Below are 25388 nucleotides of genomic sequence, written 5' to 3' on the forward strand. Positions count from 1 at the left end.
TCTTCTTATTTCTTGTTTTGGTTAGCCAATGGCAAAGCGGCCAACTGCTGACTCAAATAACTGCTGATACTCTGAAACTGCCCCAAAAGAGCATCCATCTTATTGAATCGATCCAGAAGACGCTTTTCGAAATCACTCATTCGACTCTCTAAACGCTCTCGGCTTTCTTGAATTTTCTCGAGATTCTTTTCCAGACCGTCAGTACGCGCCTTTATGGCTCCTTTACTGTCCAACAATCCGGCAAGCACCTTGTCCAGTCGTTCTATCAGCCCACGGGAAAAACCAACCTCGCCCCGGTCGCCGGTCTTGGTATCCGAGATCAGAAGCTTAAGCCCCTGGGCATCGCCCGCCGTTGCGGTCAATTCTTGCCCTTTGCCCGTTGCCTCCAAACCTCCGATGCTTCCGGCGACATCCATGCCCCCGGTGCCCTCCGTCGAACTAGAGGCGAGCTTTAATCCCAAGGTCGCTTCACTATTAATATCGACCTGCGTGATTTCAACTTGAGACTCCGAGCCATAATTTTTGGATTGAATGACAAATCGATTGTTGACATCGTCATAACTCACGCCGACTGAAATACCTTTTGCTTTGAGGGCACTGTCGCCATTGATGCGGGATTGAATCTCTGCCGCCAGAGCCGCATGATTGCTATAGGTCGCTTGCGTCAAGGTGATATCTGCCGACAAGACCCCATCGACTTTGATCTTGAAGGTGTCGTTGTCGCCGTCCACCACCAATGAATTGACGGCACCGCCGTTCAGAAAGCCCTGGGTAGCTGCTTGGGTAATATTGACCGCATAAGTTCCCGGCTTGGTATCGACGGTATTGCTGGAATATATCACCCCGGAATCCGTGGGACGCCCGATGGCCGCAAACAAAGCGGCTACGCTGCTCCGATCCGCATTTAGCGCCTCGTTTAGCTTGGAACTGTCCAAATTGAGGGTGCCGTCTCTTTGCGTTCGGATTCCTATATGGGCCAAGGTTTTCGCCGAACCTTCGAGACCTTGGATAAATCGTCCCAGTTCCGAGCGAAGCTGCCCCATACCGCCGCGTACCGTGGGATCGCCCTGTAAAATTCCGCCTGCTTTCTGGGCTGCGTCATAGCCGGTTAAGCTTCGGTCCGTCTTTGCCAATTCGTTAAAACTTTTTACGAAACCTTCTATAAGCTTTTTGATGTCGTCATTGCTCTGGCTGACCGACACATTGACGATCTTCTCGGATTGAGCGGATTGAAGATTTAACGTCACCCCTTTAAGAGCATCTTTGATCGTGTTGCTCGCATTGGTAACCTCAAGTCCATTGATAACGATTTTCGAGTCCAACGCCATCTGGGTCTGCTGGAGGTTAGCAGCGGCGGCATTAAAAGACAGGACGGACAGGCCTGAGGCGTCGACCGAATTTCCATCATCATCGGCTACGCTGATCTGCAAGCTGTTCTCGGCGCCGGTTTCACTCGAATTCAGTACAAGGCGAGAACCGCCGCTATCGTTGACTATAACCGCAGTCACTCCGGCCTTGGCGTTGTTGATAGCATCTCGGATGCCGCTGAGGGTATTGTTGCTCGAGTCGATCTCAAGGGTCAGCGTGCCTTTGTCGGGATTTTGGGTAAATCCGTTATAACTACCCGGGGTGGCATCCACCGGCGGCGTATAGTCCGTAGTGCCGAATTTCAGCGTCAAAGTCCCGGTTCCAACCACTGCGTTGGCCGATGCGAAGTAACCGGTTGCCAGTGCGTGGCTCTGCGCGAGCTGCTTGACCTCGATCTTGTAATTACCCAGATCGGCATTGCTTTCCGCCGAAGCACTGACAATACTGCTGTCGCTGGAAGTTGCGCCGATCTTTTGAAAACTACTCAGGTTTTTCAACGCCGAGAGGCTATCCCGAAAAGCCGATAAAGCGCTCTTGAAATTTCCAAACGAGGAAATCTTGGATTGGATCTCGGCTTCTTGCCGATCCAAACGGGCAGCGAACGGAGCACGCTCCGCCTGCACCAATTGGCTGACCATGCTGGATATATTGAGGCCGGATCCGAGCCCCGTCGATGTAATACCTGCCATCAAACCCTCCGCATTACCTGTTGCCGCTCTGTCCCAATAAGGATATATCCACGCCTTACGCTTGAACCGATTCGGCCGAGCCGGCTCGTCAGCCGAACTGACAAACCGTCCAAACTCACACTTTTTCCTTCAACAACATGCCTTTAAATCCGTCTTTGAATTCGTCTAAATGTTTTGCGAGTCGCAAAATCTCTTCCGAGGGGATTTGGCGAATAAGTTCATCGGTCTCGGCATCCCTGACTTGCACTATCGTTCGCCCCGAATCTTCGTCAATGGAAAACTGGACCGTTCTCCGCACCATTTGAAAAAATTCGTTGAAATTGCGCACGGCATGGGCGACTTCGTCCTGCCGTTTCTCTCCTTCTCTTCCCGAGGAAGCAAACGCCTCGGCGGCCAAAGCCGGGGGAACCGCCCTGACCGTAGAAACCTGCTCTGCCGCCCCGGTGCTTCCCGCTGCGGCGAGGGTTTCAGAGCCCACCTCGTCTGCCGTCTGGCGGCGCACCATGTTCGGCTTCAGAGCCGTTACATTGCCTAAAGCTATCGGGGCTTCCATATCGATCTCCTATTGCTCGAAGAAGAAAGCGGGAACGCCTCAGTGTTCCCGCTTTCCGGTTTAGCCAGCTCGGAAATTAACCCCGAAGCAGCGAGAGCACGTTTTGGGTTGAGGCATTCGCCTGTGCCAACATTGCCGTACCGGCCTGCTGCAGGATCTGATTCCGGCTCAGCTCGGACGTTTCAGCCGCGAAATCGGCATCGAACACACGGCTTCTTGCGGCGCTGATGTTTTGCGAAGTGGCCTGCATATTGGCTACCGCTGAGCTGAAGCGGTTTTGGACAGCGCCCAGGGTGGCGCGGAGGTCGTCAACGAAAGCGAGTGCACCGTCGACAGACTTAATAGCCGAGTTTGCCCCCGACTGAGTACCGACGTTAATGCTTCCCACTGCACTTAGAGTGCTTGCATTCGTCGCTGCACTGAACAAGGTACCCGTCGTATCCGTGGTGACGGTGTACGAGCTTGCGGAGCTAAACATGAGGGTTCCGACCACTTTACTAGAGTCTGTTCCCACCGCTGCGCCCAAGGTAGCGGCGGCACCTTCCGTTGCCCCGGTGTCAGCGTTCAAGCCTTGGAAATTGATAGTACCGCCCGCGCCGGCGCTATTTAAAAAGTCTTCGATGACAATATCGTAACCTTCGGCTTGGCTCAGCGTGATCGAACTTCTCGAAGCATCCAGTTCTGCGGTGATACCGGTACTTGCCGCCGCACCATTAATGGCTTCCGCCAGCGAAGTGAGATCGCCAGTACTGGAGACGTTTGCCGAGATCGCAACGGCGCTGCTGTTCGAACCATACAAATTAAACGTCAACGTACCGGCAGCGGCTAGACCGGAAAGAGTTGCTTTAGTCAGCGCCGTTGCCGTTACGCCCGTGGATGCCGTGGCGTTATTCACAGCCGTCGCGATCGCATTGGCTGAATCATTGTTTGCTACGGCCAAGGTCGCGGACCCGATATTCCCGGTAACCGTTAGATTTTGTGCCGCAACACGGTTGAGAGCGGTCAAAGCAGTCTTATCAGCACTTGCCGCCGCCGCCTCTACCGCAGTACCCGTCGTATTGGTGAGACTGTTCGATCCGATATTGGTCGCCTTGCTGTTCCCGATCGAGAAACTGATCGTCTGATCGGCATACGCACCAACCTGAAATTTCGCACTCGTGAACGAGCCATCCAGCAGATTTTTTCCGTTGAATTGGGTTTGAGTGGCGATACGGGTAATCTCCTGCTGCAACTGAGCCACTTCCTTCTGCAGGGAAGCACGATCGGTCGCGGTATTGGTATCGTTGGCGGATTGTACGGCCAGTTCCCTCATACGCTGCAGCGCGTTCGTGACCTCTCCCAAGGCGCCTTCGGCGACTTGCGCGATGGAAATGCCGTCGTTGGCATTTCGGGCGGCCTGATTCAAACCTTTAATTTGCGCGGTCATCCGGTCTGCAATGGCAAGGCCGGCTGCGTCGTCTTTTGCGCTATTAATGCGCACACCGGACGACAAGCGTTGCATTGCAGTCTGCATCGCGTTGGATGACTTCAGCAACTGGCGCTGAGCGTTAAGCGAGGAAATATTGGTATTAATCACTTGGGACATGATCGTCTCCTTCAACTTTTAGGATTTTTCAAATCGACGAGCTCAAGGACATCAGCGCTGTGCATTCAACTCTCGTAAACGTTATCGGACACCACGGCGGAAACTTTAAAGGTTTTTCTGTCGGCCTTAAGTTATGGCCAAGATGCGCTGTTTCCTATGACGTCGCCTCCGGCATGGCGCCAAAATACACCCCAGGAGGTGTATTGATATGCGTACGAACATCGTTCTTAACGACGAGCAGGTCAGAGAGGCTTTCAAGTATTCCGATGCCAAGACTAAGCGTGAACTGGTCGAGCGGGCACTCCGGGAGTTCGTGGCCAATCGAAAACGGAAGGACGTTCGGGACTTGATCGCTACGGTGGAAATCGACCCGAACTACGATTCCAAGACACTGCGCGCCGAGCAGAGCTAAGCATGTATTTGGCGGATACTTCGGTATGGATCGATCTCCTACGGCAAAGGGGAAACCCCGCTACGGAACAGTTCCGCCGAATACTGGATGGCGGCGTATCGTGGTGGAGGAATTGAATCTGGCCTGACCAGATCGCGAACGATGCGGTTCACTTCGCTCACCGCATCCTACAGCTCTGGCTTGACCGGCAGCCCGGACTGAAACGACTTCGGCTGTCGGCGCGTTATGAAAACAGTTCTCGAACGGTGGAGACGAATCGATCGAAGCTGCTTTGTAGCCAGCTCCATAACTCCTCGGGCACTATTCTGGACGCCGCAAAAACCGCGAATCCCAGAAACAACAAACCGCTAGCGATATGTAGCGCCCGCTGAGGCGTCTTCCGGAGCAGTGTGGCGCCTGCCCAAATCCCTAACGCGGACGTCACGCCCAGAGCCGCGGTGGCGCCAAGCCAAACCGGCACAGGCGGTGCTGCCGCACCTAAACCGGCGACCGCCAGTTGAGTTTTATCGCCGAATTCGGCAAGGAAAATCATCAGGAAGGTCGTCAAAAAGATGCCGTGACCGGTTTTTGCCTTGATGAACTCGCCCTCCTCTTCCTCCCTAAAAAGCAAAGCTTTCACGCCGAAGACCGCAAACAAGAGAGCGACCGCCAGGGACACCACGGAATCGGGCAGCCACCGGGCTGCCGCCGCTCCGAAGACTACGGCGACTAGATTCAAGACGGCAAAAGCGAACACGGCGCCGAGCAGAATAGGCCAGTGCCGGTGCCGCGCAGCCAAAGTCATGCATACCAGCTGGCTTTTGTCGCCGAACTCGGCTGCTGCGACCAGCGCGAACGCGGTACCCGACGACGCCCACCACCGTGCCCAGTCGATCGCCGGCAGGCTTCGATCCAGCCACACCCCTACTTCGTTAATCAGATTGCAAGCCACAGGGTCGGATACTCAGGTCGTGATCAGGTTGTCCAAAATCATCATGATGATGAAGCCAAACATCAGCGCAAAGGTCGCATAGCGCGCTTTGCCCTGGGATTGGGTTTCGGGAATGATGTCGTCGCTGATGACGAACAGCATGGCTCCGGCGGCGAACGCCATACCGATAGGCAATAAAGGCAAGAACATCGTGACTGCGGCAACGCCGAGAAAGCCGCCGACCGGCTCGATCAGCCCCGTCAAGGTCGCGATCAATACCGCCTGTTGCCGCCGATAGCCCAGGGCCACCAGCGGCATCGCCACCGCCAAGCCTTCCGGGATATTCTGCAAACCGACCGCAATCGCCAAGGCTGCTCCGTTGTGCCAGTCGCCGGAACCGAAACTTACGCCGACGGCCATGCCTTCTGGCAGGTTGTGCATGACGATCGCGGCGATAAAAAGCCAAATCTTTCGCAGCGAGTCGAAGGTTTCTCCGCTTTCGCCCAGAAACCGCTCATACGGCAGCCAACTATCCGCCAATACCAGAAAAACCGCGCCGATCATGACCCCCGCCGCAACCACGTACACACCGAGACCCGGCCACAGCTGATTGCCGGCCTGGATGCCCGGAACGATAAGCGAGAACGCCGTGGCTGCCAGCATCACGCCGGCGGCTCCGCCCAGCATCAGATAAAGGGTCCTGCTGGAAACATCCTTGAACAGCAGAGCGGGCAAGGCACCGAATCCCGTGGCCAATCCAGCCAGAATGCTGGCGAAGGCCCCCATGGCGATGATCGGATCGACAAAGAAATACATCACGACCAGAAACAAGGTCGTCAGGAAAGTGATCGAGCTCACCAGGATCAGCTTTTGAGCTAGCGTCGGCAGGCGAGCATATTTCTGATACAGAGTGTTGGCGCGGAGCTTCTCGGCCAGCATATTCAAACGTTGCGAGTTCATCGGATGAAATCCTTGGTGGGGTAAGTTCGGATGGACCATATCTATACATTTTTCTTGCCGTCATTCCGGCAGGGAGTGCTCACCCCGTCCTTGGGGTTCGTCCTTCGGACCCGCCGCAGGCGGTCCAAAACCGTTCCCGACGGTTTTGTGCTCGCCCCTTCCCTGGGACTCGTCCTTCGGACCGTGCTGCGCACGTCCAAATAGACCAAAGCCGTCCTTGGCTTTCGCCCGTTGGACAAACTTCGTTTGTCCCATTCGGCTCCCGGCCGAATGGTCGCTCCGGGCGAATTTGTGCCGGACAAACCGGCAGGACAGCCGGTTTGCACGCATCGCGCCCGAAGGGTGCCGGGCAGGACAGCCCGGCATGAATCCAGTTCACAGGGATTGTGAATGGTCGAAACCATCCATGGCCTCTGGACCCCAGCAATCCCTGCCGGGGTGACGACTTCCATGACAATCTTGCAATCGTCGAGGATTCGTTAACCAGCGTCAAGGCAGAGCCGCCAATGCCGCAATTCCCCTTATCTGTTATCGATAGTTGAAGCCGGCTGTACCCGCCGACCATCAGCCGCCTATCGCAGCAGATGCGCCGACTGGCCCGGTTCTTGTGTAAAATGGTCAAGGAATAGGGGGAGCATGCCTGATGCATATATTGTTGAGCAACGACGACGGTTATTCCGCCCAAGGACTGATCGCCTTGGCAAATGCGCTGGGGCAACGGGCGCGACTGACGGTTGTTGCCCCCGAACGAAACCGCAGCGGAGCGAGCAATTCGCTAACCTTGGACAGACCTTTGCGCGTCAGCCAAACCGAAAGCGGCTTCATCAAGATCGACGGCACGCCGACCGATTGCGTGCATTTGGCTATCACGGGATTGTTACATGAGGAGCCGGACATGGTGTTCGCCGGCATCAATCACGGTTCCAACCTGGGAGATGACGTTATCTACTCCGGCACGGTGGCGGCAGCCACCGAAGGGCGTTTTTTGGGGCTTCCGGCGGTCGCGGTCTCCTTGGCGTCGAGCAATCCGCAGCACTTCGACACGGCAGCCCAAGTTGCCGTCACCTTGCTCAAACAGATCCAGGAACACCCCTTGCCGGCCGATACTATACTGAACGTCAACGTGCCCGATATTCCCCTGACAGAGCTTCGTGGCTTCCAATCCACTCGTCTGGGCCAGCGCCACAAGGCCGAACCCGTGATCCGGACGACCGACCCGCGCGGGCGCGAGATCTACTGGATCGGCTCCGCCGGTCCGGAGCAAGATGCCGGACCCGGCACCGATTTTCACGCCATACGCAACAACTACGTATCCGTCACACCTTTGCAAATCGATTTGACCCGTTACGAAAGTCTTCAGCGATTGGCCGACTGGCTTCCGCGTGAGGTTATTCCATGAACCGTCGGCTTCAGGGTATCGGCATGACCTCCCGCAGAACGAGGGAGCGCATGGTCAGCCGATTGAAGGAACAAGGAATCAGCAATCAGTCTGTGCTAGCCGTCATGCTGGAAACGCCCAGACATATCTTTGTCGAAGAGGCTTTCGCGAGCCGTGCGTACGAAGACACGGCGCTCCCGATCGGATTCAACCAGACGATCTCCCAGCCTTATATCGTGGCTCGCATGACCGAACTGCTGCTGGAAAAAGGCCCGTTGGACAAGGTGCTCGAAGTCGGCACCGGCTCGGGTTACCAGACCGCTGTATTGGCGCAACTCGTAAAGCGGGTTCATTCGGTGGAACGCATTTACCCCCTTCAGCAGCGCGCCCGCCGCTGCATTCAGGATCTTCACCTGCGCAATGTGCGCATGAAGCACAGTGACGGCGGCTGGGGCTGGGACGATTACGCGCCCTACGACGGCATCATCGTCACCGCGGCACCGCCGGAGCTGCCGCAGCCACTGCTCGACCAAATGGCACGGGGTGGTGTCATGGTGATACCCATCGGCGACGGACGCGAGCAGTTTCTACAGCGGATTACGCGCACGGAAGTCGGGTTTCAGGCGGAAATCATCGAACCTGTCAGCTTCGTGCCTCTGCAAGGCGGATTGCTTTGACAAACAGCCCTCTCTTTCAGGATTAAGGAATTCCCGATGCATGAACTGATCAATTGGCTGGTGACGACCATCGGCGCGATGGGCTACACCGGAATTTTTCTGCTGATGGCCATGGAAAGCTCGGTTTTCCCCATCCCCAGCGAAATCGTCATGCCGCCCGCGGGCTATCTGGCCCAGCAGGGCAAGATGGACATGACCCTGGTGATCCTCAGCGGAACGGCGGGAAGCCTGGTCGGGGCTTACGCCAACTATTTCGTCGCGCGCTGGCTGGGCAGGCCGCTCCTGATCAAATACGGCAAGTACGTCTGGATTACCGAGGAGCACTTCAACCGGGTGGAGAAGTTTTTCCTCGCGCACGGCGAAATCTCCACCTTCGTCGGGCGGCTCCTGCCCGTAGCGAGACATCTGATCTCGTTACCGGCCGGCCTCGCCAACATGAATCATCTCAAGTTCAGCTTTTACACGCTGCTCGGGGCGGGGATCTGGGTATCGGTGCTCAGCTGGATCGGCTATTTCATCGGTGAAAACCAGGAGCTGATCGCGCGCTATTCGGAACACGCGGTCATCGACGTGATCATATTCAGCATCGTCCTGGTTGGAATTTATGTCGCGATCCATCGCCGCAGGACCCGCAGCCAGACGCACTCATGACTATCCCCGTATTTTCGATTTCCCGCCTTCCCCGCATTCTTTTCGGTTCCGGCCAATTGGCGGAACTGCCGAAACTGGCTCGCTCCTACGGTCACAAAGCGCTGCTCGTCACCGGAGTGCGCTCCTTCCGCTCGTCGTCGCGCTGGCCCTGGCTGACGGATAACCTGACCGAGCAGGGCATGATCTTCGAACACATGACCGTCAGTGACGAGCCCACGCCGCAGTTGGTGGACGATGCCGTCGCCGCCTTTCATGGCCGCAACATCGGCCTGGTGGTCGCCATCGGGGGCGGCAGCGTGCTGGACGCCGCCAAGGCCATCGCGGGACTCCTGCCCCACGGCAATTCGGTCATGGATCACCTCGAGGGCGTAGGCCGTAACATTCCTTACACCGGACCTGCTACGCCGTTCATCGCCGTGCCCACCACCGCCGGCACCGGCAGCGAAGCGACCAAGAACGCCGTCTTGAGCGTGCGCGGCGAGCACGGCTTCAAGAAATCGTTCCGCCATGACTGCCTGGTTCCCGAATACGCGATCGTCGATCCCGATCTGCTCGACACTTGCCCGCCGGATCTCATCGCCGCCGACGGCATGGACGCGTTCACGCAATTATTGGAATCGTACGTTTCCGCTCGCGCCAACCCGATGACCGACGCCCTCGCGAAAAGCGGCATGGAAGCATTTTGCGGCGGGTTCGTCGCAGCATTGAAAGGAGGCGACGGCGAGCAAGCCCGAGCCGGGCGCAGCGCCATCGCTTATGCATCGCTCGTGTCCGGCGTCACCCTGGCGCAGGCGGGACTGGGCTCGGTACACGGGCTCGCCGCGCCGCTGGGTGCTTTCTATCCGATACCCCACGGTCTCGCCTGCGGCACCCTGCTCGCCGAAGCCACGGCCATCAATATCCGCGCGCTGCGGGAGAGAGCTCCGGAGAATCCGGCCTTGAAGAAATACGCCGGTATCGCCGAACTCCTGACCGGCCATGGCTTCAAAACCCAGATGGAAGCTTGCAACGCCTTGGTCGAACAGTTGCACGATTGGACCGAACGGCTGGCTCTGAAGCGCCTCGGCCATTTCGGCGTGGAATCGGCGCACATCCCTAAGATCGTCGCCAACGCCCGCGGCACCAGCATGCAGACAAATCCGGTAACGCTCACCGACGGCGAAATCGGCGAAATCCTCCTCACCAGAATCTGAGGCCGATATGGCACGCCATTACCTCGAGCATTTGTTCAGCCCGAAGTCCATAGCCGTGTTCGGGGCCAGCGAGTTGCCCGACTCGGTCGGCGCACGGATCTATCAAAATCTCTTGGACGGCGGTTTTCAAGGCCCGATCTACCCGATCAATCCCAAGTATCAACTGGTCCGGGATCAGGTCTGTTTCTCGTCGATCGAAGAGGTGAAGGAACACGTGGATCTCGCGATCATCGCCACACCGGCCGCCACCGTCCCCCTCATCATCCGCGCTTGCGGCCAACAAGGGGTCAAGGCCGCCATCGTCATTTCGGCGGGATTTGCCGAACAGGAGGGCAACGGCCGAATGCTGGAGCGGGCCTTGCTGGAAGAAGGCAAGCGCTATGGGCTCCGGATTCTCGGTCCCAACTGCCTGGGGCTGATGCGCCCTTCGGTCGGCCTCAATGCCACTTTCAGCAATAATGTCGCGGAACCGGGTTCGCTCGCCCTGGTCTCCCAGTCGGGAGCGCTTTGCACGGCGATTCTGGACTGGGCGAGCGCCCATCGCATCGGTTTTTCGACCATGGTGTCCTTAGGCGCCGGAGCCGATGTCACCTTCGGGGACATCCTAGACTATCTCGCTCTCGATCCCGAAACCCGCAGCATCCTGATGTACGTGGAAGGCGTGCGTGATGCGCGGCGTTTCATGAGCGGGCTCAGGGCCGCGGCTCGCATGAAGCCGGTGATCGTGATCAAGGCCGGCCGCCATGCCGAAGGCTCCCGAGCGGCCATGTCGCACACCGGCGCGCTGGTCGGTTCGGATGATGTCTTCGACGCCGCGCTGCAAAGGGCCGGCGTGGTTCGGGCCACCACCATCGAACAGCTTTTCGCCGCCGCCCAGCTCCTCGCGACCCAGCACCGCGTTCGAGGCAATCGCCTCGTGATCATCACCAACGCGGGCGGACCGGGGGTGATGGCAACCGACCGGGCCGTCGAGCAAGGCATCCGGCTCGCCGAACTGGGCGGACCGACCTTCGACAAGCTGAACGCGGTGCTGCCCAAACAGTGGTCGCACAATAATCCCGTCGATATCCTGGGCGACGCCACCCCCGAACGGTATCGGGCGGCCGTCGAGGTCTGTCTGGCCGACGAAAGCGTGGACGGCGCCCTGGTGTTGCTCACGCCGCAGGCCATGACCGATCCCACGGAAGCCGCGGAGGCCGTCATTCGCGCCGCCGAACAGAGCCGCAAGCCGATACTCACCTGCTGGCTGGGAGAAACCTACGTCCAAAAAGGGCGAGAACTGTTTACCGCACATCAGATTCCGACCTTCGCGAACCCCGAGAGCGCCATCGAAGCGTTCGGCTATCTGGCGGAATATCACCGTAACCAACAGATGCTGATGCAGGTGCCGGGGCCGTTGGCCTCGCACCAGATGCCCGACCTGACCGGCGCCCGCCTCATCATCGAGGGCGCCCTGGCGGAACGGCGGACGCTGCTATCCTCGCTCGAGACCCGCGCCGTTCTGCGCGCCTTCGACATTCCCGTGCCGCCCGCACTGAACGCCCATTCGCCCAACGAGGCTCTATCGGCGGCCGAATACCTGGGCTTTCCGGTCGCGCTTAAGATCCTGTCGCCGGACATCACCCACAAGTCCGATGTCGACGGCGTCCGGCTCAACATCAACAGCGCCCAGACGGTGCGGAACGCCTATAACGATCTGGTGTCGACGGTGCAAGCCCGAAGGCCGAACGCACGGATCGAGGGCGTAACGGTCGAAAAGATGTACCGTAACCGCAACGGCCGGGAACTGCTGGTCGGCGTGGTCGACGATCCGATTTTCGGCCCGGTCGTGAGTTTCGGCTCGGGCGGCACGGCGGTGGAAATCCTCAAGGACCGTGCGGTCGCCCTGCCCCCGCTCAACGAGCACATCGCCCAGACGATGATCGGCCAAACCCGTGTCGCACGGCTGCTCGGACAGTTCCGCAACCTCCCGCCGGTCAAGCTGGAGGCGATCGAGCAAGTGTTGCTGCGGCTCTCGGAGATGGTCTGCGAACTCCCCGAGATCAAGGAGATGGACATCAATCCTCTGGTGGCGGACGACCAAGGCGTGTTCGCCCTGGATGCCCGCATTGCGGTGCATGAGCCGCAGCCTGGACGCCGGCCCTACGGGCACATGGCTGTCCACCCCTATCCCGGCCACTTGATTAGACAGTATCAGCTCGCCGACGGCACCAACATCACCATTCGGCCGATCCGTCCCGAAGACGCGGAAATCGAGAAGCGTTTCGTGAAGCAGCTTTCGCCCGAGGCCAAATTCTTCCGCTTCATGAACGCCTTGCAGGAATTGAGTCAGGACATGCTGATACGTTTGACTCAGCTTGATTACGACCGCGAACTGGCGCTCGTCGCCATCGTCGATTCCGGGGCCGAAGAAACGGAACTCGGCGTGGCGCGCTATTTCACCAATCCGGATGGCGAAACCGCCGAATTCGCCCTGGTGGTTGCCGACGAATGGCAGCACCGTGGGTTGGGTACACGGCTGATGTCCTGCCTGATCGACGCCGCTCGCGAGATGGGGCTCAAATCTTTGCGGGGCGAAATCCTGGCGAACAACGTCAAAATGCTCGGCCTAATGAAACGGCTGGCGTTCACCTGTCATACCAAAACCGACGACTCCACCATCGTCATCGCCGAAAAGTCACTGTGATTCTACTGGCGGATTTTTGGAAACATCCGCGAATGCTAAAATTTCACCCCTTTTTACTCTTGAGGTTTGTTGATGAACATCATCGCCCGTATCGCTGAAGAGCTCGGCCTCCGAGAAAGACAGGTCCAGGCAGCCGTGGACCTGCTGGACGAAGGAGCTACGGTGCCGTTTATTGCGCGCTACCGTAAAGAAGCGACGGGCGGTTTGGACGATACGCAGCTCAGAACCTTGGAAGTTCGGCTCTCTTATCTCCGCGAACTCGAGGACCGCCGCCAGACCATCCTGGACAGCATCCGAGAACAGGACAAGCTGACTCCGGAACTGGAACAAGCCATTCTCGCCGCCGACACCAAGACCCTGCTGGAAGACCTTTACCTTCCCTACAAACCCAAACGGCGCACCAAGGCCCAAATCGCGCGGGAAGCCGGTCTGGAACCCCTGGCCGACGCCTTGCTTGGCGATCCGTCCCTGGTACCGGAGACGGAAGCACAGCAATACGTCGATGCGGACAAAGGCGTTCCCGACGTCGCGGCGGCGCTGGAAGGGGCAAGGCAAATCCTCATGGAACGGTTCGCCGAGCACGCCGGGCTTCTGGCCGAGCTGCGTGAACGAATTTGGAACGAGGGCATCCTCGCCTCGACGGTCGCCGATGGGAAAGAACAGGCCGGAGCGAAGTTCCGGGACTATTTCGATTTCGCCGAGCCTATCGCGAAGATCCCGTCCCATCGCGCGCTGGCCCTGTTCCGGGGACGCAACGAGGACGTGCTGGACCTGGCCCTGAAAGTCGGCAAGGATGAGGACGCCGCGCATAAAGCCGCGGAAAGCCTGATCGCGAGGACCTTCGGCATCGCCGACAAAGGGCGGCTCGCGGACCGCTGGCTGGCCGACACGGTGCATTACGCCTGGAAAGTCAAAATCCTGACCCGCATCGACCTCGACCTCAAGCAGCGCCTCCGCGAAGCCGCCGAAGCCGAGGCGATTCAGGTTTTCGCCAAGAACCTCAAGGATTTGCTGCTCGCGGCGCCCGCCGGCCCCCGCACCACCATGGGCCTGGATCCGGGGCTACGCACCGGCGTCAAGGTCGCGGTGGTGGACAAAACCGGCAAGCTGCTGGAAACCGCGACGATTTACCCCCACGTGCCGCAAAATCAGTGGGATCAATCGATCGCAACGCTGGCCCGGCTGATCGCCCAGCACGGCGTCGAACTGGTCGCCACGGGCAACGGCACCGCCTCCCGCGAGACCGATCAGCTGGTCGGCGATCTCATCAAGCGCCATCCCGAATTGAATATCACCAAGGTGATGGTGTCGGAGGCGGGGGCATCGGTTTATTCGGCGTCCGAGCTGGCCGCCAAGGAATTTCCGGATCTCGACGTCTCACTGCGCGGTGCCGTTTCGATCGCCCGCCGCTTGCAGGACCCCTTGGCCGAACTGGTAAAAATCGAACCCAAGGCCATAGGCGTCGGCCAATACCAGCACGATGTTAACCAGTCGCAGCTCTCTAAAAGCCTCGACGCGGTGGTCGAGGACTGCGTGAATGCCGTGGGCGTCGACGTGAACACGGCTTCGGCTTCGCTGCTCCGTTACGTTTCCGGACTGTCCCAGACCATCAGCCAGAACATCGTCGAATACCGAAACCAGAACGGCGCTTTCAACAGCCGCGAAGATCTCAAAAAAGTCCCGCGACTCGGAGAAAAAACCTTCGAGCAGGCGGCCGGATTTCTCCGCATCATGAACGGGAACAATCCGCTCGACACCTCGGCCGTGCACCCCGAGGCTTATCCGGTGGTGGAACGCATCATCGGCACCACCGGCAAGGATATCCGCGAATTGATCGGCAACGCGGCCTTCCTACGCGGCGTCAACGCCGAGAATTACACCGACGAACGCTTCGGCCTTCCGACCGTCACCGACATTCTGCGCGAGCTGGAAAAGCCCGGCCGCGATCCGCGTCCGGAATTCAAGACCGCACAGTTCAAGGAAGGCGTGGACAAGATCGAGGACCTCAAACCCGGCATGATGCTCGAAGGCGTCGTCACCAATGTCACCAATTTCGGCGCTTTCGTCGACATCGGCGTGCACCAGGACGGCCTGGTGCACATCTCGCACTTGTCCGACAAGTTCGTCAAAGACCCGCGCGAGGTGGTCAAGGCGGGAGACGTGGTGAAAGTGAAAGTGCTGGAAGTGGACGTACCGAGACGCCGCATCGGTCTGTCGATGAAAAAGGATGCGGCCCCCACTCCCGGTTCGGAGCGGGATTCGTCGCGCACCTCGGGTAGGACAGCCGAACCCAGAGCCAAAAAGCCACGGCAGGAACCCTCCTCCAAACCGCAAGGCGCCATGGCGGAGGCGTTGGCCAAAGCACTCCGGAAAGGCTGATAGTCATTACGCCGGTTACGGCGGCGCGACGGGTTCCAACGGAATCCCCCACCTCCCGGCGCTATAAGCCGCTTCTTATACGCGGCCGGTAACAGCCCCACCGGACGCGGTTTTACTCGCGCCCTAAGCGTTTTTCGCCACAGTGACCGGCGTAGACTGGGAAAACCGCCCCGCATGTGGTAGGTCGGCAATCCTTTGCCGACGAAGGTGTCGGCAAAGGATTGCCGACCTACTTCGGGCGCTACGTCAAACCGGAAAATGCTCTAGTGCCTCAAGGATTGAGGAAAGCCAGCATGTTCCGCCTGTCGGCTCCCGACGGCAAGGGTTTGGACCTATCCGCAACCCACGCCGCGATATCGGCCCAAGGCTTGGCGGCGCTCAGATCGCGCAGCAGCAAATGGTAACCCTGCTCGTAAAGCGCGACACGGGCGGTCCCGGTTTTCGACAGCTTCTTCAGCATTAGGGAAACGGGCTCTTTGGGGATCACTTGGTCGTGCTCGCCATAGAGGACTAAAACCTCTTTATTCAGCTGCTCCACTCGCGAAAGCGCCTCGTCCATGAGATTGACCAGCCCGTAAATCGCATCGACTCGCGTCTCCTTTATGACCAGGGGATCGCGACCGAGACCGCGCAACATCTCGATATTGTCGGAAGGGAGAATCCCGAGGCTTTCCCCGGTCAACTGAAGCCAGGGCACGGTACTTACCGAAATCGAAAGCAAGGCCCGTTGATACCAGGGCATGGTGCTCCTGCCCCATACGGCCGGTGCCGAGAGAATGATCCCATCGGCCAGCGGAGGCCGTTCCGATGCCGTCGCAACAATCGCCAAGGCTCCGCCCATACTCTCGCCGAGGATATAAACCGGTTTGCCCGGATGGTTCTTGCCGACGAGTCGCGTGAATTGTCTCAAATCGTCGACATAGGCATCCATTCCGGCCCAGAGGCCCCGTCCCGGCGCATTCCCGAAGCCTCTCTGATCGTAGGCGTACAAGGCAATTCCGTGCTCGCGCAGATAGCGGCCGGGCATGGTGAAAGCATTGCTGTAATCGTTGAAACCGTGGAGCGCCACGACCACCGCCTTGGCTTTGCCATCGTGAGGAAGCCAGGATCGCACCGGCAAAACGGCGCCATCCGTAGCGACGAAATGGGCTTTACGGAGCTGCGGTTCAACATGTTCGAGTCCTGGGGGATGGATGAGCGGCGTACAGCCACCGAGCAGCAGACATGGAAAAAGCACGAAGCAAGACAAGCGAAGAGTTTTCAGAGTCATGACGGGCATCAGAGTTGCGGACGGGTCCTATATTACCTTTGATTGCGACGGTTTGCCGAGGTTGCGCATCAATCTGTTCACCGCACTGGAATATATTGAACACTGTTTATTTTTGACCTAGACTTTCTCCTCGGAGGTGAACACCATGATAAAAATAATGCTTCGCTGGATTCTCGCCCGGCTGTTCCGCGTCAAAGTCGTCGGTCTCGAAAACTACCAAAAGGCGGGGGCTCGAGTCCTGATCGCCGCCAATCACTCGTCCTACCTCGACCCGATACTCTTGTGGGTCTTTCTGCCGGACGAGGTCACATTCGCGATTAATACCTACATCGCCCAGCACTGGTGGGTACGGCCGGCTCTCAGGTTCGCCAAGGTGTTTCCGATGGACCCCACCCAGCCGCTGTCGGTCAAGGCCCTGACCCATTATCTGAAAGAGGACCGCAAAGCGGTGATTTTTCCGGAAGGACGCATTACGGTGACCGGAGCCTTGATGAAGATTTACGACGGCGCCGGGCTGATCGCCGAAAAATCCGGCGCAACGGTTCTGCCGATCCGAATCGACGGCACTCAATACACCATATTTTCCCGTCTGCACGGGGTGGTGCGGCTGCGCTGGTTTCCGCCTATCACGCTGAACATTCTGCCGCCCCGCGAAGTCAGTCCGCCGTCGGAGATCACTGGTCCCGAGCGGCGGCATCAGGTCGGGCTCATGTTGTCCGATTTGATGAGCGAGATGATGTTCGAGACCAGCAATTACCGGCGGACGGTGTTCTCGGCCTTGCTCGACGCACGGAGGACTCACGGCGGCGGACATCGCGTGCTCGAGGACGTACAGCGAAAACCCCTCAGCTATGATCGGCTGATCGCACAAGTCCTCGCCCTGGGCCGCAAACTGGCGGAAAAGACGGAAGACGGCGAGACGGTAGGTCTCTTGCTGCCCAACCTGAGCGGTACGGTAGCCGCATTCCTTGGGCTTCAAGTTCACGGGCGCCTCCCCGCCATGCTGAATTTCAGCGCCGGCACCCGCAATCTCCTGTCGAGCTGCGCCACGGCGAAAATCAAGACCGTGGTCACGGCCCGTCGTTTCGTCGCCACGGCGAAATTGGAGGAATCCGTAGAGGCTTTGTCGGAAAAAGCGAGGGTGATCTATCTCGAAGACCTGGGCCGGGAGCTGGGCGCCCGGGACAAGCTCAGGGCTTTCCTCGCCGCGCTCACCGCCGATTACTGGTACCGCGGCCGGCGCAACCCGGATGATCCGGCGGTAATCCTGTTCACCTCGGGTTCGGAGGGCGAACCGAAAGGGGTCGTGCTTTCCCACGCTAACCTCCTCTCCAACCGCGAACAGCTCGCCGCACGCTTCGATTTCAATGCCCAGGACGTCATCCTCAATGTTCTGCCCGTCTTTCACGCCTTCGGTTTGACCGCCGGCACGCTGCTGCCCTTGCTGTCCGGCATGCGCCTGTTCCTGTATCCCTCGCCTTTGCATTACCGAATCATTCCCGAAGTGGCCTACGACATCAACGCCACGATCCTGTTCGGCACCAATACCTTTCTCCACGGTTATGCAAAGCATGCCCATCCCTACGATTTTTATAGCGTGCGCTATGTCTTCGCCGGCGCGGAAAAACTGCAAGCCGATACCCGCAAGCTTTGGGCCGAGAAATTCGGACTCCGCGTACTGGAAGGCTACGGGGCCACGGAAACTTCGCCGGTATTATCCGCCAATACGCCCATGTACTACCGGGAAGGCACGGTGGGGCGCTTTTTCCCCGGCATCCAATGGCGGCTGGAAGAGGTTCCCGGCGTAACCGAGGGAGGGCGCCTCCACGTGACCGGCCCCAACGTCATGCTGGGCTACCTCCGCCCCGGGCATTCGGGCGAACTCGAGCCGCCCGCCTCGCAATATGGACTCGGCTGGTACGACACCGGCGATATCGTCCGCATCGACGAGGAAGGTTTCGTCAGCATTCTCGGCCGCGTCAAACGGTTCGCCAAGATCGGCGGGGAAATGGTGTCGCTTAACGCGGTCGAAGAGCTGGCCGCGCGGATTTGGCCGGGACAGCGGCACGCGGCGGTTGCGCTGTCCGACCCCAAGAAAGGCGAAAAGATCGTACTCGCCACCGAGTACCGGAACGCCGATCGCGCCGAACTAACAGCCCGAGCACAGCAGGAAGGTGTCGGCGAACTCTGTCTGCCCAAGGATATCCGGGTGCTCAAGGAACTGCCCCTGCTTGCCACCGGCAAGGTGGATTATCCGGCGCTTACCGGGTTCGTCCGGGAAGGGAGCGAATCATGAACCGGGGACTTCGTTCGCTGATCGCTGCGCAGTTTCTCTCCGCGTTCTCGGACAACGCCATGCTCTTCACGGTCATCGCCATCGTGCTGCAAAGCGGTGATCGCGGCCCCTGGTATGTCCCGGCCCTGCAAAGCGTTTTCCTGGTGGCGTTCGTGATGCTGACGCCCTGGGTCGGAGCGTTCGCCGACCGGCATTCGAAGCCGAAGGTTCTTATTTTGGCGAATGTCGTCAAGGCACTCGGCGGACTTCTGATACTGCTCGGCGTCGAGCCTCTGATCGGCTATGCCGTCGTCGGCGTGGGTGCGGCAACCTACAGCCCCGCCAAATACGGGATCTTGCCAGAATTGGCCGATCACACGCGGTTGGTCAGGATCAACAGTTGGATCGAAGGCGCGACCATCGCCGCGATCCTGCTGGGCACCGTGATCGGAGCAAAGCTCGCCGATGCCTCGATCGATCTGGCGCTGAGCTCGATCATCGCGTTTTATGTTATTTCCGCCGGGGTTACGCTCCTCTTGCCCAAGCTGCCGGCACGCGGCGCGCGCCCCGGTTCGTCCTTGACCAAACTGGTGCACGTAATCAAAGAGCTATTGAAATCAGAACGTGCCCGGTTAGTTCTAATCGCCCTGAGCTTGTTCTGGGCCTCTGCCGCCACTCTGAGAATTATTCTCGTAACCTGGGCGCCGCAAGTGCTCGATACGCAAACCGCGGGGGAAATCGCGCAGCTGACCCTGTTTCTCGCCGTCGGCATCGTCATTGGCTCAGGTATAGTCCCGCGCCTAATTCCCCTGGAGCACATCCGGCGTGCACGGCTTGCCGCGTATGCGCTGAGCCTATTTTTTCTGCTCCTGGCCGGTGTCGATAGCCTGTGGCCGGCCAGAGCGACGCTGCTGGCCATCGGCATCGCCGGTGGCCTGTTCGTCGTGCCGCTTAACGCGGCGATCCAGCAGATCGGTCATCATACCGTCGGCAGCGGCGGTGCCGTGGCGGTCCAGAATTTCTTTCAGAACGCCGCGATGCTGGTGAGCATGGGGATTTATACCTTCGCGTCGACTCAGGGCATCGGCCCGGTGGCTGCGATTCTCGCCCTGGGCGTGGTTGTCCTGGCCATGACGGTGCTAGTTTCCTGGTGCCTGCCGCGGCAACCGGCGGTGTAGCAGGCCTACCTACAACTCCGCGGCGCGCCGTTCGCCTTCGGCCACATCGACATTCCAGAGCAGCGCGCCGCCCAGGGTAAAGAGCACCAGCAAGGAGAGTATCGAAAGTCTCGGTTCGCCGGTGGCATGGCTGACGATCCCCACCAGCACGGGACCCAGAACCGCCGCGAACTTGCTGAGCAGGTTGAAAAAACCGAAGAATTCGCCGGACTTTTCTTTCGGAATGAGGCGCGCGTAAAGCGCTCGGCTGAGAGCCTGAACCCCGCCCTGGACCAAGCCTATGCCCACGGCGATCCCGTAAAACTCCCACTGCCGGCTCATGACGGAACCCCAAACCACCAGCAACGCATACGTCGCGAGTCCCGCGAGAATGCCGGATTTGGCGCCGAAGCGCTGACCGAGCCAGCCGTAAGCGAGCGTTGCCGGAACGCCGACGGCTTGCGTGATGAGCAAGGCCAACATCAACCCGCCGGCATCGAAGCCGATCGCCAGCGCGTAGTCCACCGCCATGTGGACGATGGTGTCCACGCCATCGATGTAAAGCCAGTAAGCGCCCAGGAACAGCATGACGATCTTCAACCGCCGGACATGCCGGAAGGTTTCCCGAAGCTGTATCAACCCATACTTGACGGCGTTGGCACCGCTGGCACACCGGGGAGGCGGCTCCCGAACGACGAACAGCAAAGGAAGGGTGAACACGAACCACCACACGGCCACGGACAGGAACGACATTCGGACTGCGGCGGACGAATCTGCAAGACCGAACCACTCCGGCTTTTGCGTCATCAGAATGTTGACGGCGAAGAGCGCGCCACCGCCGAGATAGCCCATCCCCACCCCGAAGGCGGATACATGCTCGAAGCGGGCGGGAATCGTCACCGAAGGCAACAGCGCGTCGTAAAAAACCATTCCGGTGGAAAACCCCACGAGCCCGAGGCCGAATAGGGTAAGCGCCAATTCCCAGGCTCCCTGCTCGATCCAGAAGAGTCCTGCGGTCATGGTAATGCCGATGAACGCGCAAAGCGCGAGCAAAGGCTTCTTCCACCCCCCGGCGTCCGACAGCGATCCGAGCACCGGCGCCAGAACCAGCGCGACCAAAGCGCCTACAGAACTTACCGCCCCCAGCCAAAAGGTGCTTTCCGTCACCGGCAGCCCGCTCGCCCAAAACTGCTTGAAAAAGACCGGAAAAAAAGCCGCCATCACCGTCGTGGCGAACGACGAGGTCGCCACGTCGTAGAGAGCCCACGCCCGTTCGCGGGAGCGAAGCGAAGTCGAGTCGGAAATATCCATATTGGTATTAGAGTGAGTAAACAAAAGCGACGATCACTTCTTTCTTAGAATTCCGCCGTCATTTTTTCACGGAAAAACGGATGAACCCGGCGGAATATCACCTGTATCGACAAATGCTTTTTCCGCCCGGCAACGGGCACGATCAGAATGAACGGTGGTCTTTATTAAAACACGTTCCGATTGCGCCGCTCTGGCCCAAGGCAATCCCATGCAAAACAGCAGAATCACGCCGATGAAGCTGATTGACCATTATCGCTGTCACGGCTTGAAAGATGGAAGATCCGGCGTTTTTATTGTCGCGCCGTCTTGCGGTTTCCTTTGCTTGATTCTGCAGCGCTCGGCCTGTACGTCCATTGTTCTTGAGGTAAGGCGACAGACTGTCGAACTGCGTGCCCTTGCCCGTTCGGGATTATAATGTTCTCTTCTTGACGAATCGGCCTATCTGTCATGAATTTGCGCGAAGACGCCCCGTCCTTCGACATCAAAGCTTTCCTCGAAACTCTGACCCAGCTACCTGGTGTTTACAGGATGCTGGATGACAAGGGTGAAGTGATTTACGTCGGCAAGGCGAAAAACCTGAAAAAGCGGGTATCCAGCTATTTTTCGGGCAAAGACTGTTCGCCCAAGCAGCAAGCCATGGTGGCACGGATATGCTCGATCGACGTGAGGGTGACGCACACCGAAGGCGAGGCGCTCCTTCTGGAAAGCCAGCTCATCAAGCGCCACAAGCCGCGCTACAACATCAATCTGCGCGACGACAAGAGCTATCCTTATATTTATGTTTCGACCCATCAGCCTTTTCCTCGCATTACCTTCCATCGTGGCGCCAAGAGCAAGCTCGGCCGCTACTTCGGGCCTTATCCGAGCGCCAGCGCGGTGCGGGAAAGCTTAAAGTTGCTGCAGAAGATCTTTCCCGTGCGTCAGTGCCAGGATTCTTACTTCCAAAACCGCTCTCGCCCCTGCCTGCAATACCAAATCGAACGCTGTACCGCGCCCTGCGTGGATCTGATCGATCGTGAAACATACGCCCAGGACGTGCAGGATACCGTCATGTTCCTGGAGGGAAACGGCAAGCGGCTGATCGACGATTTGGCGGGACGCATGGAAAAAGCCGCGGCCGATCTCCATTTCGAGCGAGCGGCGCGCTATCGCGACCAGATCGCGAGTCTGAGAACGGTCTTGGCAAAACAGGCGGTACACGGCGAACACGGCGATATCGACATCATCGCCTGCGCAATCAAGGGCAACGTCGCCTGCGTACAGATGTTGTTCATTCGCGGCGGACAGCAAATCGGCGACCGCGCCTACTTCCCCAGCATGCTGGAGGAGCACGATCCGGGCAGCATCCTGGCGGCGTTCATCCCTCAGTTTTACCTTGGGAAACAGGTTCCCCGAGAAATCCTCATCAGCCATCCGATCGAGGATGCCGAGCTAGTCGCAGAAGTGCTCGCCAGCCAATCCGGCCATGCCGTGCAGATCGCGGCGCGGCTCCGCGGCGAACGTCAGAAACGCCTGCAGCTGGCGCTCATCAATGCCGAGAACGCCTTGAATGCGAAATTGGCGAATCGGCAGGACCTGTATGCGCGCTTTCTCAGTCTGGGCGAGGCCCTACATTGCCCGGAACCGCCGAAACGCCTGGAATGCTTCGACATCAGCCATACCCAGGGCGACCAAACCGTCGCATCCTGCGTGGTGTTCGACCGGCAAGGTGCGGTCAAATCCGCTTACCGCCGCTTCAACATCGAGGGCGTTACGCCCGGTGACGACTACGGCGCCCTGGCGCAAGCGGTTTCGCGGCGTTATCAGCGAATCAAGCAAGGCGAGATCGAAGCGCCGGACATCCTGTTCATCGACGGCGGAAAAGGCCAGGTCAATGCCGTGCGCGAGGTTTTGCGCGAACTCGGAATGAATAGCATTCGCACTGTCGGAGTGGCCAAGGGTCCCGATCGTAAACCGGGAATGGAAACCCTCTTCCCGGCGGGCTCGTCCGATGCCATCATTCTGCCCAGCCACTCGCCCGCCCTGCTACTGATTCAGCAGATTCGCGACGAAGCCCACCGTTTCGCCATCACAGGGCATCGTCAACGACGCGCCAAAGCCCGAAAACAGTCCACTCTCGACGATATCGCGGGACTGGGTCCGAAGCGGCGCCAGCAACTGTTGCGACAGTTCGGCGGCCTCAGGGAAATCAGCCGTGCCGGCGTGGACGCCCTGAGCAGCGTCGAAGGCATCAGCGCTCAATTGGCAAAGCGCATTTATGAAACGTTCCACGAGAGAGAAAGCTGAACATGGAGTTGAATCTCCCCACCAACTTGACGTTACTTCGGATCGTGTTGATTCCGGTCCTGGTCGTCTTTTTCTATCTACCGTGGAGTGGCGCCCACATCGCCTGCGCGTTGATTTTTGCAGTCGCCGCCGTAACCGACTGGTTGGATGGTTATCTGGCCCGCAAAATGAGCCAAACCACCCGCTTCGGGGCATTTCTCGATCCCGTCGCCGACAAGCTGATGGTGGCCGTCACGCTGGTCTTGATCGTCCAGGCCGACCCCAGTCCTTACGTAGCCATCGCTGCCGCGGTCATCATCGGACGCGAAATCACGATCGCCTCTCTGCGCGAATGGATGGCGGAAGTCGGACAGCGCAAGCGCGTGGAAGTATCTTGGCTGGGCAAATGGAAAACGACCGCCCAGATGCTCGCGATAGTCACGCTCCTGCTGAGCATGGATGTCTGGCTAGGTTTTCTAAAAAACCTCGGGCAGTTGTTTCTGCTGATATCCGCCATACTGACGCTCTGGTCGATGGTCAATTATCTGAAGGCCGCACTGCCAGTGCTCAAAGGCGATAACGAAGAGTTGACAAAGCCTCCAGTGATACCTAAAATTCCAACTCTCAACAGCACGACGCGGGAATAGCTCAGTTGGTAGAGCACAACCTTGCCAAGGTTGGGGTCGCGAGTTCGAGTCTCGTTTCCCGCTCCAAATTCAGAAAGCCGCGATAAGAGACGCGGCTTTTTACTTTGGCAAGCCCACTTAGGCTGAGTGGCAGAGTGGTCATGCAGCGGCCTGCAAAGCCGTGGACGCCGGTTCGATTCCGACCTCAGCCTCCATAAAATCCCACCAAAATCATATAGATATCAAGATATCGGCGCGATACCGCCGATATTTTTTATTGCCAATACCCACCAAAAACAGGTAAAAATCGGACAAAAATCGCTTCAGGTGTGGCAGAAACCACACGGAAGCGGACAAAAAGTCCGTCGACGCCAGTTCAAGGGGGGTACCGTGGCTACGATCCGTCAGCGAGTAGGTCGGGAATCCTTTCCCGACGACACGTCAGGCCGAGCGTCTTCGTCGGCAAAGGATTGCCGACCTACGAATGCTTGTAAAGGAGTCAGGCTTTGGTTATTTGCCTTAGGCTCGATGGTTAGAGCATTCGTTTCCGGCCGCGCTTCATTTCATCCAGCAGCCAGCAGCCGCTCATTGACGCTTCGCGCGTGTTCGATGTCCCAGATCCGGATCGCTTCCTCGAGTTCGACCTTGCCTTCGTTGACCATTTTGCAAAGGCCGGCTCGTAGGGCATGGCGCTTGATGATGAGCGGATCTTCGGGGGTGTCGGCCAAGTGCTTTTCCCATTCCGCCGCCTTTTGCGGATCTTTGTAGTAGTTGACCCAGCCTTCTTCGGCCCGGAGGCCGAAGGATACGGCCAGCATCAAAATCAAAAGCGCTTTCATTCGTCGATCGCCAAATCAGCTCCCGCTTTTAGCCCAGCTTCAATAAGAAACCCGGCCGCGGGGTGCCAGCCGGGTATCTAGCATGCTGCGAACTACAAGACTCGCTCGCTATTGCATCGCTTTCTGCCTCACCGCACTGGTGCTTACATGATGGCTCTCAAGATATATCCATGGCTGAATCAGAGTGGCAGAGAGCTCTATCAT

At 58.6% G+C, this 25388-nt stretch carries 19 protein-coding genes and 2 tRNA genes; 13 read left to right on the forward strand and 8 right to left on the reverse strand.

The genetic code is table 11. The features are described from left to right. Positions 1–5 precede the first annotated feature (5 nt). The 3 genes from fliD to ACR2TX_RS21960 form a co-directional block, all read right to left on the reverse strand. The gene (fliD, locus tag ACR2TX_RS21950) at positions 6–2057 is read right to left on the reverse strand and encodes a flagellar filament capping protein FliD (RefSeq protein ID WP_434130712.1); all 2052 of its coding nucleotides are present in this window, start codon (positions 2055–2057) and stop codon (positions 6–8) included. 115 nt (positions 2058–2172) lie between these two features. Beyond that, positions 2173–2610, reverse strand: coding sequence for a flagellar protein FlaG (locus tag ACR2TX_RS21955; RefSeq protein ID WP_347258513.1), 438 nt, complete (start codon positions 2608–2610; stop codon positions 2173–2175). Between the two features lie 76 nt (positions 2611–2686). Further along, positions 2687–4195, reverse strand: coding sequence for a flagellin (locus ACR2TX_RS21960; protein ID WP_077732473.1), 1509 nt, complete (start codon positions 4193–4195; stop codon positions 2687–2689). Positions 4196–4403: 208 nt separating this feature from the next. Between ACR2TX_RS21960 and ACR2TX_RS21965 the strand changes: the two genes are divergently transcribed. After that, on the forward strand, positions 4404–4607 hold the full coding sequence (locus tag ACR2TX_RS21965; protein WP_077732474.1) for a type II toxin-antitoxin system VapB family antitoxin: 204 nt from the start codon (positions 4404–4406) through the stop codon (positions 4605–4607). A gap of 223 nt (positions 4608–4830) precedes the next feature. On the opposite strand, the gene ACR2TX_RS21970 is transcribed toward ACR2TX_RS21965, so the two are convergent. After that, positions 4831–5508, reverse strand: a complete 678-nt coding sequence (locus ACR2TX_RS21970; protein WP_434130713.1) for a TMEM165/GDT1 family protein — start codon at positions 5506–5508, stop codon at positions 4831–4833. 42 nt (positions 5509–5550) lie between these two features. Further along, positions 5551–6477 carry a ZIP family metal transporter gene (locus ACR2TX_RS21975; protein WP_133717229.1) on the reverse strand — a complete coding sequence of 309 codons (927 nt, stop codon included), beginning with the start codon at positions 6475–6477 and terminating at the stop codon, positions 5551–5553. A gap of 643 nt (positions 6478–7120) precedes the next feature. Here ACR2TX_RS21975 and surE point away from each other — a divergent pair. The 6 genes from surE (at position 7121) to ACR2TX_RS22005 (ending at position 15441) form a co-directional block, all read left to right on the forward strand. After that, the gene (surE, locus tag ACR2TX_RS21980) at positions 7121–7876 is read left to right on the forward strand and encodes a 5'/3'-nucleotidase SurE (protein WP_077732477.1); all 756 of its coding nucleotides are present in this window, start codon (positions 7121–7123) and stop codon (positions 7874–7876) included. Next, positions 7873–8532 (forward strand): protein-L-isoaspartate(D-aspartate) O-methyltransferase, encoded by a 660-nt coding sequence (locus ACR2TX_RS21985; protein WP_077732478.1) that lies wholly within the window; start codon positions 7873–7875, stop codon positions 8530–8532. Before surE ends, ACR2TX_RS21985 begins: the two co-directional genes overlap by 4 nt. A gap of 36 nt (positions 8533–8568) precedes the next feature. Beyond that, positions 8569–9183, forward strand: coding sequence for a DedA family protein (locus ACR2TX_RS21990; protein WP_077732479.1), 615 nt, complete (start codon positions 8569–8571; stop codon positions 9181–9183). Beyond that, complete coding sequence (locus ACR2TX_RS21995; protein ID WP_077732480.1) at positions 9180–10376, forward strand: iron-containing alcohol dehydrogenase; 1197 nt, start codon at positions 9180–9182, stop codon at positions 10374–10376. Before ACR2TX_RS21990 ends, ACR2TX_RS21995 begins: the two co-directional genes overlap by 4 nt. Positions 10377–10383: 7 nt before the next feature. Further along, positions 10384–13062: a GNAT family N-acetyltransferase gene (locus tag ACR2TX_RS22000; protein WP_434130714.1), complete on the forward strand. Its 2679-nt coding sequence runs from the start codon at positions 10384–10386 to the stop codon at positions 13060–13062. A 72-nt stretch (positions 13063–13134) separates the two neighbouring features. Next, the gene (locus ACR2TX_RS22005) at positions 13135–15441 is read left to right on the forward strand and encodes a Tex family protein (RefSeq protein WP_434130715.1); all 2307 of its coding nucleotides are present in this window, start codon (positions 13135–13137) and stop codon (positions 15439–15441) included. A gap of 271 nt (positions 15442–15712) precedes the next feature. Here the strand turns inward: ACR2TX_RS22005 and ACR2TX_RS22010 are convergent, their stop codons facing one another. Further along, positions 15713–16711, reverse strand: a complete 999-nt coding sequence (locus ACR2TX_RS22010) for a lysophospholipase (protein ID WP_434130716.1) — start codon at positions 16709–16711, stop codon at positions 15713–15715. 145 nt (positions 16712–16856) lie between these two features. Between ACR2TX_RS22010 and ACR2TX_RS22015 the strand changes: the two genes are divergently transcribed. After that, a complete protein-coding gene (locus tag ACR2TX_RS22015) occupies positions 16857–19007 on the forward strand; it encodes an AMP-binding protein (RefSeq protein WP_434130717.1) in 2151 nt (716 codons plus the stop codon). Then, the gene (gene lplT, locus ACR2TX_RS22020; RefSeq protein ID WP_077732485.1) at positions 19004–20164 is read left to right on the forward strand and encodes a lysophospholipid transporter LplT; all 1161 of its coding nucleotides are present in this window, start codon (positions 19004–19006) and stop codon (positions 20162–20164) included. Before ACR2TX_RS22015 ends, lplT begins: the two co-directional genes overlap by 4 nt. A gap of 9 nt (positions 20165–20173) precedes the next feature. Here the strand turns inward: lplT and ACR2TX_RS22025 are convergent, their stop codons facing one another. Further along, positions 20174–21454, reverse strand: coding sequence for an MFS transporter (locus ACR2TX_RS22025; RefSeq protein WP_434130718.1), 1281 nt, complete (start codon positions 21452–21454; stop codon positions 20174–20176). 447 nt (positions 21455–21901) lie between these two features. Between ACR2TX_RS22025 and uvrC the strand changes: the two genes are divergently transcribed. The 4 genes from uvrC (at position 21902) to ACR2TX_RS22045 (ending at position 24560) form a co-directional block, all read left to right on the forward strand. Next, positions 21902–23740 carry an excinuclease ABC subunit UvrC gene (gene uvrC, locus ACR2TX_RS22030; protein ID WP_086133538.1) on the forward strand — a complete coding sequence of 613 codons (1839 nt, stop codon included), beginning with the start codon at positions 21902–21904 and terminating at the stop codon, positions 23738–23740. Between the two features lie 2 nt (positions 23741–23742). Then, complete coding sequence (pgsA, locus tag ACR2TX_RS22035; RefSeq protein WP_077732488.1) at positions 23743–24366, forward strand: CDP-diacylglycerol--glycerol-3-phosphate 3-phosphatidyltransferase; 624 nt, start codon at positions 23743–23745, stop codon at positions 24364–24366. Then, positions 24357–24432: transfer RNA gene (locus ACR2TX_RS22040), tRNA-Gly, on the forward strand. Before pgsA ends, ACR2TX_RS22040 begins: the two co-directional genes overlap by 10 nt. Before the next feature lie 54 nt (positions 24433–24486). Continuing rightward, positions 24487–24560: transfer RNA gene (locus ACR2TX_RS22045), tRNA-Cys, on the forward strand. Between the two features lie 348 nt (positions 24561–24908). On the opposite strand, the gene ACR2TX_RS22050 is transcribed toward ACR2TX_RS22045, so the two are convergent. After that, positions 24909–25184, reverse strand: a complete 276-nt coding sequence (locus ACR2TX_RS22050; RefSeq protein ID WP_086133537.1) for a hypothetical protein — start codon at positions 25182–25184, stop codon at positions 24909–24911. Between the last annotated feature and the right edge of the window lie 204 nt (positions 25185–25388).

The organism is Methylocaldum sp. GT1BB, assembly GCF_051027545.1.
Classification (GTDB): domain Bacteria; phylum Pseudomonadota; class Gammaproteobacteria; order Methylococcales; family Methylococcaceae; genus Methylocaldum.

Coding starts and splice junctions, on each gene's coding strand:
- ACR2TX_RS21975 (WP_133717229.1), bottom strand. CDS start 6,477: ATGAACTCGCAACGTTTGAATATGCTGGCCGAGAAGCTCCGCGCCAAC.
- ACR2TX_RS22000 (WP_434130714.1), top strand. CDS start 10,384: ATGGCACGCCATTACCTCGAGCATTTGTTCAGCCCGAAGTCCATAGCC.
- ACR2TX_RS21995 (WP_077732480.1), top strand. CDS start 9,180: ATGACTATCCCCGTATTTTCGATTTCCCGCCTTCCCCGCATTCTTTTC.
- ACR2TX_RS21990 (WP_077732479.1), top strand. CDS start 8,569: ATGCATGAACTGATCAATTGGCTGGTGACGACCATCGGCGCGATGGGC.
- pgsA (WP_077732488.1), top strand. CDS start 23,743: ATGGAGTTGAATCTCCCCACCAACTTGACGTTACTTCGGATCGTGTTG.
- ACR2TX_RS22025 (WP_434130718.1), bottom strand. CDS start 21,454: ATGGATATTTCCGACTCGACTTCGCTTCGCTCCCGCGAACGGGCGTGG.
- uvrC (WP_086133538.1), top strand. CDS start 21,902: ATGAATTTGCGCGAAGACGCCCCGTCCTTCGACATCAAAGCTTTCCTC.
- lplT (WP_077732485.1), top strand. CDS start 19,004: ATGAACCGGGGACTTCGTTCGCTGATCGCTGCGCAGTTTCTCTCCGCG.
- ACR2TX_RS21960 (WP_077732473.1), bottom strand. CDS start 4,195: ATGTCCCAAGTGATTAATACCAATATTTCCTCGCTTAACGCTCAGCGC.
- surE (WP_077732477.1), top strand. CDS start 7,121: ATGCATATATTGTTGAGCAACGACGACGGTTATTCCGCCCAAGGACTG.
- ACR2TX_RS21965 (WP_077732474.1), top strand. CDS start 4,404: ATGCGTACGAACATCGTTCTTAACGACGAGCAGGTCAGAGAGGCTTTC.
- ACR2TX_RS22050 (WP_086133537.1), bottom strand. CDS start 25,184: ATGAAAGCGCTTTTGATTTTGATGCTGGCCGTATCCTTCGGCCTCCGG.
- ACR2TX_RS22005 (WP_434130715.1), top strand. CDS start 13,135: ATGAACATCATCGCCCGTATCGCTGAAGAGCTCGGCCTCCGAGAAAGA.
- ACR2TX_RS21955 (WP_347258513.1), bottom strand. CDS start 2,610: ATGGAAGCCCCGATAGCTTTAGGCAATGTAACGGCTCTGAAGCCGAAC.
- ACR2TX_RS21985 (WP_077732478.1), top strand. CDS start 7,873: ATGAACCGTCGGCTTCAGGGTATCGGCATGACCTCCCGCAGAACGAGG.
- ACR2TX_RS22015 (WP_434130717.1), top strand. CDS start 16,857: ATGATAAAAATAATGCTTCGCTGGATTCTCGCCCGGCTGTTCCGCGTC.
- fliD (WP_434130712.1), bottom strand. CDS start 2,057: ATGGCAGGTATTACATCGACGGGGCTCGGATCCGGCCTCAATATATCC.
- ACR2TX_RS22010 (WP_434130716.1), bottom strand. CDS start 16,711: ATGACTCTGAAAACTCTTCGCTTGTCTTGCTTCGTGCTTTTTCCATGT.